This is a genomic window from Novosphingobium sp. RL4, assembly GCF_035658495.1.
Lineage (GTDB): Bacteria > Pseudomonadota > Alphaproteobacteria > Sphingomonadales > Sphingomonadaceae > Novosphingobium.
Map to the genome: position 1 here is coordinate 3,507,613 of NZ_CP141944.1, position 12,441 is coordinate 3,520,053.

A 12,441-nucleotide genomic window follows, 5' to 3' on the forward strand; every position below is an offset into this window, starting at 1 on the left:
GTCCCGGACCCGGTCCGGGACGCGGTAACGCAAATCGGCATTGCCCCCGTCCGCTTCGCACCCTATCGGCAGGATAAAGCCCTAACCGAGGTTGTCCGAATGACGAGTTTCCAGGATCGCGAGCGCGCCGAAGAGGCTAAGTTCGTGCATGATGCCGACACCCAGTTCCGCATCCAGGCGCGCCGCAACCGCCTGCTGGGCGAATGGGCGGCCGTCCGGATGGACCTCTCCACCGCCGAGACCGAGGCTTACGCCAAAGCCGTGGTCCAGGCCGACTTCGAGGAAGCCGGCGACGAGGACGTGATCCGCAAGCTGCTGGGCGACCTTATCGCCGCGGGCGTCGATGCTTCGGAAGGGGAAATCCGCGCCGCGCTCGAAGCCAAGCAGGTCGAGGCCCGCCGCGCCTTCCTCGGCGAAGCGTAAGTCGAACGAAAAGGAACCCCGCCATGGCGATGTCCGCCAGCGAAATCGAAGCCATGATCCGCGCCGCCCTGCCCGATGCTTCGGTCGAGATCACCGATCTTGCCGGAGACGGCGACCATTATGCCGCGCGCGTGACCAGCGCCGCCTTCGCGGGCAAGCCCCGCGTCGCCCAGCACAAGATGGTCTACGAAGCCCTGGGCGGCCGCATGGGCGGCGTGCTTCACGCCTTGCAACTCACCACCGCCGTTCCCAACTGACTTGTTGGCACAGTTTGAAGGTACTCTGAAATGTCCGACGTCAACGCCCGCATCGGCGAGATTGTAAAGAACAACGACATCGTCCTCTTCATGAAGGGCACGCCGCTGTTTCCGCAGTGCGGCTTTTCCAGCCGGGCGATCGCCATCCTCGAACAGCTCGGCGCCCCTTACGAGAGCGTCGATGTTCTGCAGGACATGGAAATCCGCCAGGGCATCAAGGCCTATTCCGATTGGCCGACGATCCCGCAGCTCTACGTGAAGGGCGAATTCGTCGGCGGCAGCGACATCATGATGGAGATGTACGAGGCTGGCGAACTGCACCAGCTCTTCATCGACACCGGGCTCGCGACCCAGGGCTGATCGCCGGGCGCCTCCAGCGCTTCCAGCGCTTCCGCGAAACAGGCATTCCGAACGCCCGGGGGAAACCCCGGGCGTTTTGCCGTTCATGGCGCGCGTCCGGCGCCTTGTCCGGCCCGTTGCAGGCCTTCGCCCTGGCGATGTTGGGAACCGAATGCTCGGGGAGGCGGGGCCGGGAGACATTTCGGCCCCGCCTCGGTCGAAACTACTCGAGGTACCTTTTAAACAAAGCATGACCCGTGCCAGTTCCCGATTTCCTTGAAATTCCGGGATTTCCCTGCACGGCCGGCCATCCTCCAGCAGCATGACTGTAAAATTGAGCGACACATCCTGCCGCCCGGCCGGCAGGACAATTCCGCTTGCCTCCCATGGCCCCCCGCGCGAATGCCATGGGATGACGGTCTACACTCCCAGCAACGAACCGATGCCGGCGGACGGCCCCAGCGTGGTGCCAGCAGCCACACTCGTGATCTTCCGCCGGCCCGCAGGGGAAGCAGCCGGACAACCGCCTGAACTGCTGATGGTCCAGCGCGCCCGCGAAATGCGCTTCGCCGGCGGCGCCGCCGTCTTTCCGGGCGGACGGGTCGATCCGGCCGACCGCGATCTGGCGGCAAACCTCATGCCGGACGCGCCCATCGAACTGGCCGCCGCGCGCATCGCCGCAATCCGCGAGACGCTGGAGGAGACCGGCCTGATGGTCGCGGTCCGGCAACCGGTAAGCGCACCGGCTGCGGCGAAAGCACGGCACATGCTGCTGAAGGACGGCCGCCTCGCCCCGGTCCTTGCCCAATTCGGCTGGGAGCTGGAGCCTGAGCGGCTCACGCTCTATGCACACTGGTGCCCGCCGTGGGACAAGGGTTTCGATACGCGCTTCTTCGTCACCGATCTCGGGACCGGCGCGGTGGACGTTACCGTGGATGCCACGGAGAACACCCGCCTGTTCTGGACCAGCGCCTCCCACGCCATCGACATGGCGGATCGCGGGGAAATCTCGGTCATATTCCCCACGCGCCGCAATCTGGAGCGCCTGGCCCGCTTTGCGAACCACGACGATGCGCTGGCGGACATCGCCCGGCATCCGGTCGAACGCATCCATCCCCGGATAGAGCTGGTGGACGGCGAGGAATGGCTGATGATCCCGGACGGCCACGGCTATCCGGTGCGGGGCCAGGTCAAGGCCAGCGCCGATCGCGGTTGACCTGCAGGGTGCGCAGGGAAGGCTCGAGGTTCCCCGCGCACCTCGCCGGTCCGGTTCGCCCCGTCAGGCCGGCTCGGGCGCGGCCGAGGCGTTCGGCCCCTCGATCTTGCGGCCACTTGCCCCGTAAAGCCCCAGAGCGATAGCCAGGACGAACAGGGCCACCATCGCCTTGATCGCCAGATCGTAGCTGCCGGTCAGCGTGAAAGCCTTTGCCGATCCGATCACCGCAAAGGCAACGAAGGGCAGACTGATCAGGGAGTTGAGGCCGAACCCGCGGCTGTAGCTCGCCTGTCCGAACGCGTCGGAAAGCCCCCTCCCCAGTGTCGGGATCGCGCCGACGCCATGCATTCCGATCAGCGCCACCGCAACGGCGGTGAAGGCGAAAGGCGGGTGCAGCAACAGGAGCGCCCAGAGCAGCGCGCAATCGAAGCCGATCAGCGCCAGCGAACGCCCGCCGCCGATCTTGTCCGCAAGCCAGCCGAACAGCACCGACCCCGCGATCCCGGCCAGCGACATGATCGACTGGAGCTGCGCCGATTCGGCACGGGAGAAGCCCCAGGATTCGCCCATCGGCACCAGAAGCGATCCCAGCAGCACCGAACTTGTCATGCTCGCCACCGCCGCGATGCACAGCGCCCAGAAGCGCGGCCGGGCCAGCAGCTGCGCGACGCTGAACGAACCGTCCGACGTGCGACGGTCAGGCGAGACGGGCGCAGCGGTTTCGAGGCCGGGGGGATGGTCGATCGTCAACAGGCAAAGCGGGATCATCACGGCCCCCGCAACGAGGCCGATGGCAAGATAGAGCGTGCCAGGCGCGAAACTGTCGAGCGCCTCATGCAGCAGCCAGGGCATGATCGCGATGGCGACCGGCAGATGCACCACGCCCAGCGCCAGTCCGCGATTGCGGTGGAACCAGCGCGTGACGAGCGTGGCCGGCCCGACTGAGCCCGCCAGACTGAGCGCCGGACCGAAGAACAGGCCGTAGGCAACGAGGTAGAGAGCATAGCTTTGCGTGAAGGCCAGCATCATGTAGCCGCCCACCGTCAGCAGCGCGCCCGCCAGAAGAAGCAACCGCAACGACACCCGGGCCATCAGCACGCCAACGAAGGGCGCCAGCAGGCAGGACCCGACCAGCACCAGCGGAATGCCGGCCGCCGCCGCTTCCGCGCTCACACCGAGCCGTTGCTCCACCGAAGCGAGCATGATCCCGAAGGAGCCCATCACGGTGCCGATCACCAGATTGTGCGAAACGCCCGCGATCACGCCCATGCGGACGGCAAGCGGATGATTTGGAATATCCGGCGATTGACCGGGTGCATGTGCCATGGCTCTCTCCCAAGAGACGAAGGTGCCGGCTTTGCGCCGGACATTATGTCCCGGGGAGGATACGTGGCCCTGTGATGCTGACGAGGAGATTGGCCGAGGCCCGGCAAGATACCGCCGGGGCGAACCAGGCACCGCTCAGCCGATGGCGCGGCGCTCCGGCACGAACGTGGGGTGGAGCCGAACCAGATGCTCGATCACGGAGCCGAAGAGCGGGCGATCGAACTCGATCCCGGCGAAGTCGCCGCTGAGCCAGCGCACGATGCCGGTCATGCCTGCCAAACCCTGGGGCCGGATGACGACACGGCTGCCCACACACAGGAAAGGCGCCGCGATTCGCACGCAGCATCCCTCGGTCGAAAGGTCGGAAATCTCGCCCTCGTCGTGCAAGCCCCCCCCGTCGTGCAGCCCCCCATCGTGCAAACCATTGTTCGCTCGGCATTGTGCCGCCAGCGATATCGGCTGTCGTTCGGCGCGGCGCTGGAGGAAGGGGCGGTTCATGGTCTGCTTATGGCGCAAACCGGTTGACCAACCCTTAAGTGGCAAGGCCTGATCACGCCGGAGAAAGCGCCCCGTCGCCCTTCCGCTCTTCGGCCTTGGCGGCGAGCCTTCGGGCGAGAACGGCGCAGACCATGAGCTGGATCTGGTGGAAGAACATCAGCGGCAGGATGATCGCGCCCACCTGCGCGGCGGGAAACAGCACGCCTGCCAGCGGCACGCCGGTCGCCAGGCTCTTTTTCGAGCCGCAGAACAGGATGACGATGCGGTCTTCGTGATTGAAGCCCAGCAGCCTGCCCAGCACATTTCCCAGCACCATCACGAGCGCCAGAATCCCAAGCGAAAGCGCCGCGATGAGCGCCAGTTCGGAAAGCGTCACCTTCTGCCACAGTCCCTCGAGCACGGCGGCCCCGAACGCGGTATAGACCACCAGCAGGATCGAACCGCGATCCGTATAGCCCAGCAGCTTCTTGTGCCGTTGGACGAAGCCCCCGATCCACGGCCGCAGCAGGTGCCCCGCCACGAACGGCAGCAGCAGCTGGAGCGAAATCGTGACGATCGGATCGGTCGAGAAGCCCTGCGCCTTGCCGGTGATGAGCAGCGCGGTGAGCACCGGGGTCAGGAAAATGCCCGCAAGGTTCGAGAACGAGGCGCTGCACACCGCCGCCGCCACATTGCCGCCCGCAATCGCGGTGAAGGCGATCGAACTCTGCACCGTCGAGGGCAGCAGGGTCAGGAACAGCACCCCGGTTGCCAGCGAGGGTTCGAGGCCCGGAATGGCACTCACGCCAAGGCCGATCAGCGGGAACAGCACGAAAGTCAGGCAGGCCACCGTCAGATGCAGCTTCCACGCCCGCGCCCCGTCGAGGATAGCCTCGCGAGAGAGCTTGGCGCCGTGCAGGAAGAACAGCAGCGCGATCCCCGCATCGGCCACCCCGCCCGCCACATCCGCCCAGACCCCGCGCGCCGGAAGCACCGAGGCCAGCCCCACCGTCGAGACCAGCAGGAGAAGATAAGGGTCGATGTTCAGGCGCGAAAGCAGGCGATTCATCCCGCTTCTCTAAAGCCTTGCCGCGCCCGGCAAAAGCCCCCGAAGCGCCTCCTTGCGAGGAACAAGTCGCGCGGCGACGGGTTGATCTCCTCAACAACTCGGGAAAGGATCTACCATGCGTTCCGGACTTTTGTGGCTGATAGGCGTGCCCATTCCAATCATTCTGCTGCTGGCCTATTGCACCGGCCATCTCTGACTACGGATCGCCGGCCCAGCAGCGCGCCTCACGCGGCGCCGAATGACTATTTTCGCGAGAATTGGCGCGCCCGGCAGGGTTCGAACCTGCGACCCCAAGCTTAGAAGGCTCGTGCTCTATCCAGCTGAGCTACGGGCGCGCGCCGGCTCCCCATAGCGCGGTTCGCCGCCAGCGCAAACCGCATGGACGGCGCAAGTTGTGCTTTGCGACGTTGCAGTGGCAGGTTACGCACAGCCGATGAGCGAAGCAGACCCTTCAAGCCCCGGCATTTCGGGCTCAGGCCTTTCCCGTATCGACGGCATGGCCGGCGCCCGGCGCCACTTCCGATATTTCGACTATATGCTGGTCGCCTTCGTGGTGATCCTGCTGCTCTCCAACCTGATCGGCGCCGCCAAGCAGGCCGAAGTTTCGTTCCCCTTCATCGGGCCGGTCACATTCGGCGCCGGTGTGCTGTTCTTCCCGGTTTCCTACATCATCGGCGATGTGCTCACCGAGGTTTACGGCTATGCCAACGCCCGCCGCTGCATCTGGGTGGGCTTCTTCGCACTGCTGTTCATGGTACTGATGAGCGTGGTCGTGGTCGAAATACCCGCCAACCCCGAATGGGCGCTCGCCTCGGCGACCTATACGGTCGCCGGCAAGGAGGTGACCGCGCCCAATCAGGCGGCCTACTATTCGATCTTCGGCCAGACCCCGCGTATCGTCTTCGCCTCGGTCTGCGCATTCTGGGCGGGGGAATTCGTCAACTCCTTCGTGCTGGCGCGCATGAAGGTCATGACCCAGGGCAAGCACTTGTGGACCCGCACCATCGGATCGACGGTGTTCGGCGAAGGCGTGGACAGCGCGCTGTTCTATCCGCTCGCCTTCCTTGGCGTGGCCGGATTCACCCCTCATTCCATCGCTCTGCTGGCGCTGACCCAGTGGCTCATCAAGACGGGCTGGGAAGTCGTGCTGACCCCCGTGACCTACGTGGTCGTCGGCTGGCTCAAAAAGCGTGAAGGCGTGGACGTGTTCGACAGCAACGTGGACTTCTCGCCTTTCGCCAAGACCCGCAAGACCGTGGCAACCCCCGAATAAAGCGCGCCTTCCGCTTGGCATGACCGGCCCGCCCCGGTAGGTCCGGCGCGACCATGCTCGACCGCATCCTCCTGTCCCGTTTCCGCAACCACCGCGAGACCGCGGTGGAAGGCACGGCTCAGTTCAACCTCCTCGTGGGAGAAAACGGCGCGGGCAAGACCAACGTGCTGGAGGCCATCTCCCTGCTCTCGCCCGGACGCGGACTCCGGCGGGCGAGCCTGGCGGACATGCCCGGGCAGGGCTTCGACGGCGGCTTCGCGGTAAGCGCCGCTCTGGCAACGCCCGGGGCGGGGGCCGAGGAGGAACCCGTGCAACTGGGAACCGGCATCATGGCCGAACGTCCCGGCCGCAGGGTCGTGCAGATTAACGGCGCCGAGGCTCCGGCGGTGCGCCTTGCCGAATGGCTGTCGATCGGCTGGCTGACCCCCGCGATGGACCGCATCTTCGTGGAAGGGGCCGGCGCGCGCAGGCGCTTTCTCGACCGTCTGGTCCTGGCGGTCCGGCCGGATCACGCCGGCCATGCCACTCGGCTGGACAATGCCCTGCGCGAACGCAATCGCCTGCTCTCGGACGACCTCGCGCCCGACCCGCGCTGGCTCGATGCAATCGAGACGCAACTGGCCGAAGCCGGTGCAATGGTTGCCGCAGCGCGCGCGGAACTGGTGCAAAGGCTTGAGGAAACCCTCACATCCCTACCGGAATCGCCGTTCGCGCGGCCTTCCCTCGCCTATCAGCCCGGCGGGCCGATCGACGCCGAAGCCCTTGCCCGCGCCTTGCGCGATGGGCGCCCCCGCGAACGCGCGGCCCAGCGCACCTTGACCGGCCCTCACCGCGACGAAATGCTCGTAACCATGGCAGGAAAAGGCCAGCCTGCCGCCGAATGCTCCACCGGCGAGCAGAAAGCCATGCTGATCGCGATCACGCTGGCTCATTCGCAGCTACTGGAAAGCGGTGTGGAGCAACGCCCTCGCCTGCTCCTGCTCGATGAAGTTGCCGCCCATCTCGACCCGCTTCGCCGCGAAGCTCTGTTCGACCGTCTCCGCGCCGGATCGGCCCAAGTCTGGCTGACGGGCACGGAACTCGCCCCCTTCGATGCCATCGCCCGGGAGGCCGCCGTGTGGGAAGTCAGTTCGGGTTCGGTGCACCGGCTGGACTAGGTCGTAAACTCATAAACGACACCATCGAGGCTTGAGGCAAAATGGCTCAGCGCCAGAAGGGAAGGCGCTGGAATATGTCGATATTTCAATCCTTCCTGACGCGGCGCTGGGCCATTTTGGTCAAACGTAGTTCACCGCAAGGTAAATCCCGAAGGGACGCCCAAATGGCTTCCATCTCGGGCCGAAGCCGTTCGCCATTTGGGCGCCTCGATGGTTCCGTTTATGAGTTTACGACCTAGGGTCGGCACTTGCCTCCGCAGTCTTCGGAAGCGCGTCCGCCACGTCGTCCACCGTGGCGGTGACGATGGCATCGATGCCGATCGCGGTCGGGTGGACATGGTCCTTCTGCATGAGGTCCGGCTTGTCGATCACCGGCTGAAGGAAGAACGGCACCAGAACCGCGCCATACTTCTGTGCGAGTTGCGGATAGATCGGATTGAAGTTCGCCGCATAGTCCTTGCCCAGGTTCGGTGCGGCCATCATCCCGAGCAGAACGATGCGGATGCCGTCCCCCTTCAACCGCTTGAGGATTTCTTCGAGGTTCCTGCGCGTCTCTGCCGGAGGAAGCGAACGCAGCATGTCGTTGCCGCCAAGGCTGACGATCGCGAGTTCCGGTTTGGGAGACTGGCTCTTCAGCGTGAAATCGAGCCGTTCCAGCCCGGCCGCCGTCGTGTCTCCCGAAACCCCCGCATTGGCGATCTTCGCGTTCACGCCCCGTGCGCGAAGGGCCTGTTCGAGCCGGTCCGGGTAGCTTTCGCCGTCATCCAGGCCATAACCCGCCAGCAGCGAATCCCCGAAGGCGAGGATCGGTCGCTCCGGTCCCATCACGGGAATCGAGGGCGACGTATCGACCGCGCTCCGTGTCTGCTCGGGCACGGGAGGCGCCGCCTTGTCGCAGGCGCTGAGCAGGAACGGCAGCAGAAGCGACGGGACGAGCAGGACTTTCGCGTGAGCGCGCAAGGCTTTCTCCTTGAACTACGGGGCTTTGCCCACCCATATGGTGCAGGTGAGCGATCCTTCCCAGCCCCCCGCCCCTTCAATTCGTGCGCAGGACCTGCGCCTCACCCTCGGCAGCGGCGAAAGCGCGGTCGAAATCCTCAAGGGCATCGACCTCGTCGTCCCGCAAGGACAGACACTGGCGCTGCTCGGGCCTTCAGGTTCCGGCAAGTCTTCGCTGATGGCGGTGCTGTCCGGTCTGGAGCGGGCGAGTTCCGGTTCGCTGAGCATCGCCGGACAGGATTTCGCGGCGATGGACGAGGACGCGCTGGCCCGCGCCAGGCGGGGGCGGATCGGCGTCGTGCTCCAGGCCTTCCACCTTCTCCCCACCATGACCGCGCTCGAAAACGTGGCGACTCCCCTCGAACTTGCCGGGCTGGACCATCCGCGCGAGCGAGCCGAGGCAGAACTCGTCGCGGTCGGCCTCGGCCACCGTCTTTCGCACTACCCGGCCCAGCTTTCCGGTGGCGAGCAACAGCGTGTCGCCATTGCCCGCGCCCTGGCGCCCCGCCCTTCGCTGGTCTTCGCGGACGAACCGACCGGCAATCTCGACGCGGCGACCGGCGCCACGATCATCGACCTGCTCTTCGCCCGCCGCGCCGAGACGGGAGCGACCCTGCTCATCATCACGCATGACGAAGGCCTTGCCGGACATTGCGAACGGGTGGTGGCACTGGCTGACGGCAGGATCGCGAGAGACACGCTTGCAGCCCGCGGCACGGATTCCGTCCTTGCCTGACCGCGCGCTGCCGTGGCGAACGGCATGGACACTCGCCCGTCGCGATCTTTCCGCCCGCTTCAGGGGCCTGCGGCTTCTGCTGGTCTGCCTGTTCCTGGGCGTCGGCGCGATCGCCGCCATCGGCACCCTGACCGGCTCCATCGACCGCGAATTGACGACGCGGGGCAGGGAAGTTCTCGGCGGCGACATCGAACTCAGGACCTGGCAGCGCAGTCTGTCCCAGGAGGAGATCAAGGCACTTGCCCGCTACGGCAAGGTTTCGCCGGGGCTGCGCCTGCAGGCCATCGCCCGCAAGGGCGAATTGACGGCACCTGTCGCGCTCAAGGCCGTGGACACCAACTGGCCGCTCTATGGCCGGCTGGAGCTTCAGGACGGCCGCAAGGTCGGCGCGCCGCCCCGCGGCAGCGTCTGGCTTTCCGAAGGAACCGCCGCAAGGCTCGGCGCGCGGACCGGCGACAGGATATCGCTCGGCGGGGTAGACCAGCGGATCGGCGGCATCATCGCCAGCGACCCCGAAAAGCTGTCCGAAGGCTTCGCACTGGGCGATTCGGCGATCTCCGCGCTCGATCTTCCCGAACGCGCGGGGCTGACCACGGCAGGCGCGATGTACCGCAGCGCCACGCGCGTCCGCTTCGCCGATCCGCAGCGGGACCCGGAAATCGTGATCGATGCGCTGGCAAAGCAGTTCGGAGACGATGCCTTCGAAACCCGCACCCGTAACGCCGCATCGCCATCCACCCAGCGCTTCGTCAGCCGGATGGGCCAGTTCCTCGCGCTCGTCGGCCTCGCAGCGCTGGCGATCGCGGGAATCGGGATCGGCGGCGGTGTATCCTCCTATCTCGAAGCCCGTCGCACCTCGATCGCGACGCTCAAGGTGCTGGGCGCGACCAGCGGCGACATCGCAAGAATCTACGTGCTTCAGGTCGGCGCGGCCGCGCTGGCCGGGAGCCTTGCCGGGCTGCTCGCGGGCGTTCTGGTAACGCCGCTGCTGGCACAGGCATTGGGCGCATTGCTGCCCGTCGATACCGGCTTCACCATATCGCCCGCAGCATTGCTGACGGCAATGGCCTATGGCCTGCTGGTGGCGCTGGTATTCGCTGCCCCGCCGCTTGCGCGGGCACGCAGCTTTCCGGCGATGGCGCTCATGCGGGCGCGGGTCTCTCCACTTGCAGGCAATTCCAAGGCGTGGCTGCTGCCGGTATGCCTCGGCCTTTGCGCCATCGTCGCGCTGGCGCTGCTCAATGCCGCGCAGCCGCTGGTAACGCTCGGGTTCCTTGCCGGAGCAGCCGCCCTGCTCGGACTGCTGGCACTGATCGGCACCGGCATCCGCACTCTTGCGGCCCGCATGCCCCGGCCTCGCAACCCGATGCTGCGCGCAGGGCTCGCCAATCTTCACCGCCCGGGAGCCCAGACCGGCGCCCTCGTCACCGCGCTGGGCTTCGGTCTCTCCGCTTTCGTGCTGATCGCTGCCGTCCAAACCAGCCTCGACGCAAATATCCGCAGGACCGTCCCCGCCCGGGCGCCGGACTTCTTCGTGCTTGACGTTCCGAAGGACAAGGCCGGGGCATTTCGCGACACGGTCAAGGCCGAGGTCCCCGGAGCGGTTGTCCGCATGGTTCCAAACCTGCGCGGCCGCATCCTCGCCTATGGCCCCAGGGATCACATGACCCGCGTGGCCGACCTGAAGGAAATTCCCGAAGATGCCTGGGCACTGAAGGGCGAGCGCGGCCTGACATATTCGGTCGGCGTGCCCGAAGGCAGCACCGTCACGTCCGGCAAGTGGTGGCCCGAGATCCACCGCGGCGAGCCGCTGGTTTCCGTCGATGAAAAATTCGCCCAGACCGTGGGCCTCAAAGTCGGCGACTATGTGACCGTCGGCCTGCTCGGCGTGGAGCGCACTGCCCGGATCGCCGCACTGCGCCGGATCGACTGGGATACGCTGGGCTTCAACTTCGTCCTCGTGTTTTCGCCCAATGCCATCGCCGATGCGCCGCACAACCTTGCCGCCACCATCGAGCTTCCGCGCGGCAAGGCCACGGCAGGCCTGTTGCCCATGCTCGTCCGCGCATTCCCCTCCAGTTCGGTGATCGAGACCGGAACCCTGCTGCGCGATGCCCGCGACCTGCTCGACCAGATGACGCTGGCCATTCTCGCCGCCGCTTCGGTTGCCGTGCTGGCGGGATTGGCCGTGCTGCTTGGCGCCATCGCCGCCGCCCGCGCCAGCCGGACTTACGACAACGTGATCCTGCGCGTACTGGGCGCGAGCCGGGGGCAGCTCCTGCTCCTGCAAATCACCGAATACGGACTGATCGCCGGGGTGCTGGCAGTCATCGCGCTGGCCACGGGAAGCGCCATGGCCTGGGCGGTCATCGTCAAGCTCTTCGAATTCGAGTGGCTGCCGGACTGGCCGCGCATCCTGGCCGTGCTCGGCGCCGGACTGGTGCTGATCGTGAGCTTTGCCCTGGCCGGTTCGCTGCCGCTGCTGCGGGCGAAACCCGCAAGGGCTCTACGGGAGTTGTAGAGCCCTCCCCAGCGGCAGATTGAGCGTTCAGGCGAAAACGCTGTTTTCGATCTGGCGGACTTCGTGCGGATCGCGGGTCCGATAGACGAGCGTGCTTGCCAGCACGTCGTGCAGACCCTGCTTGCGCTCGGTGAAGGCCACCATGATAAAGCCGATCGCCAAGAGCAGCCCCGACAGGATCTTGCCGAAATAGCGCCCCGTCGCGCGCAGGAAGCTGATGCGGTTTCCGTGCATGTCGGTAACGATCACACCCACCGCCAGCTTGCCGACAGTCGCCTGCCAGGGCGAGCTTTCGAGAACCGCGAAGTAAAGCCAGGAACAGACGAGCCCGAGGCCGGCCCCCAGCAGCATGGAAAGCCCCGCTGCCATGTCGGCGTTCGCGCCCCCGCTCATGATCGAACCGATCCCGAAGCCGGTAAACATGCCGAGAATCCCGATGCCTATGTTCACGATGAAATAATCGATGAAGTAGGCGAGAACCCGCCACCAGAATCCACCGTATGGCACCATCTTCGCTATCCCCTTGCTCGAAGCACGATGTTTGCCGACCGCAAGACACGGCCGCCCTGAAACAGCGTAGCCATCGAAACCGCGATGACGAAGCCAAAATTGCAAATGTTATGACACGTTTACCTGCCGAAAAGACCG

General features: G+C 65.9%; 13 protein-coding genes and 1 tRNA gene. 8 read left to right on the forward strand and 6 right to left on the reverse strand.

Annotated features, from left to right (window positions below):
• Window positions 1-99 precede the first annotated feature (99 nt).
• From U9J33_RS16855 to U9J33_RS16870, 4 genes are all read left to right on the forward strand, one after another.
• On the forward strand, window positions 100-423 hold the full coding sequence (locus U9J33_RS16855) for a DUF1476 domain-containing protein (RefSeq protein ID WP_185998654.1): 324 nt from the start codon (window positions 100-102) through the stop codon (window positions 421-423).
• 23 nt (window positions 424-446) lie between these two features.
• Window positions 447-680 (forward strand): BolA/IbaG family iron-sulfur metabolism protein, encoded by a 234-nt coding sequence (locus U9J33_RS16860; protein ID WP_054434740.1) that lies wholly within the window; start codon window positions 447-449, stop codon window positions 678-680.
• A 30-nt stretch (window positions 681-710) separates the two neighbouring features.
• Window positions 711-1,040 carry a Grx4 family monothiol glutaredoxin gene (grxD, locus tag U9J33_RS16865; RefSeq protein ID WP_054434738.1) on the forward strand — a complete coding sequence of 110 codons (330 nt, stop codon included), beginning with the start codon at window positions 711-713 and terminating at the stop codon, window positions 1,038-1,040.
• Window positions 1,041-1,431: 391 nt separating this feature from the next.
• On the forward strand, window positions 1,432-2,235 hold the full coding sequence (locus tag U9J33_RS16870; protein WP_132469151.1) for an NUDIX domain-containing protein: 804 nt from the start codon (window positions 1,432-1,434) through the stop codon (window positions 2,233-2,235).
• Between the two features lie 63 nt (window positions 2,236-2,298).
• Here the strand turns inward: U9J33_RS16870 and U9J33_RS16875 are convergent, their stop codons facing one another.
• The 4 genes from U9J33_RS16875 to U9J33_RS16890 form a co-directional block, all read right to left on the reverse strand.
• Entirely contained in the window at window positions 2,299-3,561 is a 1,263-nt protein-coding gene (locus U9J33_RS16875; RefSeq protein WP_324696890.1) for an MFS transporter, read from the reverse strand.
• Between the two features lie 135 nt (window positions 3,562-3,696).
• The gene (locus tag U9J33_RS16880) at window positions 3,697-4,059 is read right to left on the reverse strand and encodes a PilZ domain-containing protein (protein ID WP_243692639.1); all 363 of its coding nucleotides are present in this window, start codon (window positions 4,057-4,059) and stop codon (window positions 3,697-3,699) included.
• A 52-nt stretch (window positions 4,060-4,111) separates the two neighbouring features.
• Entirely contained in the window at window positions 4,112-5,107 is a 996-nt protein-coding gene (locus tag U9J33_RS16885; protein WP_185998294.1) for a bile acid:sodium symporter family protein, read from the reverse strand.
• Window positions 5,108-5,365: 258 nt separating this feature from the next.
• A tRNA-Arg gene (locus U9J33_RS16890) sits at window positions 5,366-5,442 on the reverse strand.
• A gap of 98 nt (window positions 5,443-5,540) precedes the next feature.
• On the opposite strand from U9J33_RS16890, the gene U9J33_RS16895 reads away from it, so the two are divergent.
• Together U9J33_RS16895 and recF are read left to right on the forward strand one after the other, a co-directional pair.
• Complete coding sequence (locus tag U9J33_RS16895) at window positions 5,541-6,380, forward strand: queuosine precursor transporter (RefSeq protein ID WP_324696895.1); 840 nt, start codon at window positions 5,541-5,543, stop codon at window positions 6,378-6,380.
• Between the two features lie 53 nt (window positions 6,381-6,433).
• Window positions 6,434-7,537 (forward strand): DNA replication/repair protein RecF, encoded by a 1,104-nt coding sequence (gene recF / locus U9J33_RS16900; RefSeq protein ID WP_324696897.1) that lies wholly within the window; start codon window positions 6,434-6,436, stop codon window positions 7,535-7,537.
• A gap of 228 nt (window positions 7,538-7,765) precedes the next feature.
• Here recF and U9J33_RS16905 read toward each other — a convergent pair whose 3' ends face one another.
• Window positions 7,766-8,497, reverse strand: a complete 732-nt coding sequence (locus U9J33_RS16905; protein ID WP_420719848.1) for an arylesterase — start codon at window positions 8,495-8,497, stop codon at window positions 7,766-7,768.
• Window positions 8,498-8,534: 37 nt separating this feature from the next.
• On the opposite strand from U9J33_RS16905, the gene U9J33_RS16910 reads away from it, so the two are divergent.
• Together U9J33_RS16910 and U9J33_RS16915 are read left to right on the forward strand one after the other, a co-directional pair.
• Window positions 8,535-9,272 carry an ABC transporter ATP-binding protein gene (locus tag U9J33_RS16910; RefSeq protein ID WP_324699078.1) on the forward strand — a complete coding sequence of 246 codons (738 nt, stop codon included), beginning with the start codon at window positions 8,535-8,537 and terminating at the stop codon, window positions 9,270-9,272.
• On the forward strand, window positions 9,265-11,793 hold the full coding sequence (locus U9J33_RS16915) for an ABC transporter permease (protein WP_324696899.1): 2,529 nt from the start codon (window positions 9,265-9,267) through the stop codon (window positions 11,791-11,793). The genes U9J33_RS16910 and U9J33_RS16915 overlap by 8 nt, the downstream gene beginning before the upstream one ends.
• Window positions 11,794-11,820: 27 nt before the next feature.
• Here the strand turns inward: U9J33_RS16915 and U9J33_RS16920 are convergent, their stop codons facing one another.
• Window positions 11,821-12,303 carry an RDD family protein gene (locus U9J33_RS16920; RefSeq protein WP_054439564.1) on the reverse strand — a complete coding sequence of 161 codons (483 nt, stop codon included), beginning with the start codon at window positions 12,301-12,303 and terminating at the stop codon, window positions 11,821-11,823.
• Between the last annotated feature and the right edge of the window lie 138 nt (window positions 12,304-12,441).

Coding starts and splice junctions, on each gene's coding strand:
- U9J33_RS16880 (WP_243692639.1), bottom strand. CDS start 4,059: ATGAACCGCCCCTTCCTCCAGCGCCGCGCCGAACGACAGCCGATATCG.
- U9J33_RS16855 (WP_185998654.1), top strand. CDS start 100: ATGACGAGTTTCCAGGATCGCGAGCGCGCCGAAGAGGCTAAGTTCGTG.
- U9J33_RS16875 (WP_324696890.1), bottom strand. CDS start 3,561: ATGGCACATGCACCCGGTCAATCGCCGGATATTCCAAATCATCCGCTT.
- grxD (WP_054434738.1), top strand. CDS start 711: ATGTCCGACGTCAACGCCCGCATCGGCGAGATTGTAAAGAACAACGAC.
- recF (WP_324696897.1), top strand. CDS start 6,434: ATGCTCGACCGCATCCTCCTGTCCCGTTTCCGCAACCACCGCGAGACC.
- U9J33_RS16895 (WP_324696895.1), top strand. CDS start 5,541: ATGAGCGAAGCAGACCCTTCAAGCCCCGGCATTTCGGGCTCAGGCCTT.
- U9J33_RS16910 (WP_324699078.1), top strand. CDS start 8,535: ATGGTGCAGGTGAGCGATCCTTCCCAGCCCCCCGCCCCTTCAATTCGT.
- U9J33_RS16860 (WP_054434740.1), top strand. CDS start 447: ATGGCGATGTCCGCCAGCGAAATCGAAGCCATGATCCGCGCCGCCCTG.
- U9J33_RS16920 (WP_054439564.1), bottom strand. CDS start 12,303: ATGGTGCCATACGGTGGATTCTGGTGGCGGGTTCTCGCCTACTTCATC.
- U9J33_RS16870 (WP_132469151.1), top strand. CDS start 1,432: ATGACGGTCTACACTCCCAGCAACGAACCGATGCCGGCGGACGGCCCC.
- U9J33_RS16885 (WP_185998294.1), bottom strand. CDS start 5,107: ATGAATCGCCTGCTTTCGCGCCTGAACATCGACCCTTATCTTCTCCTG.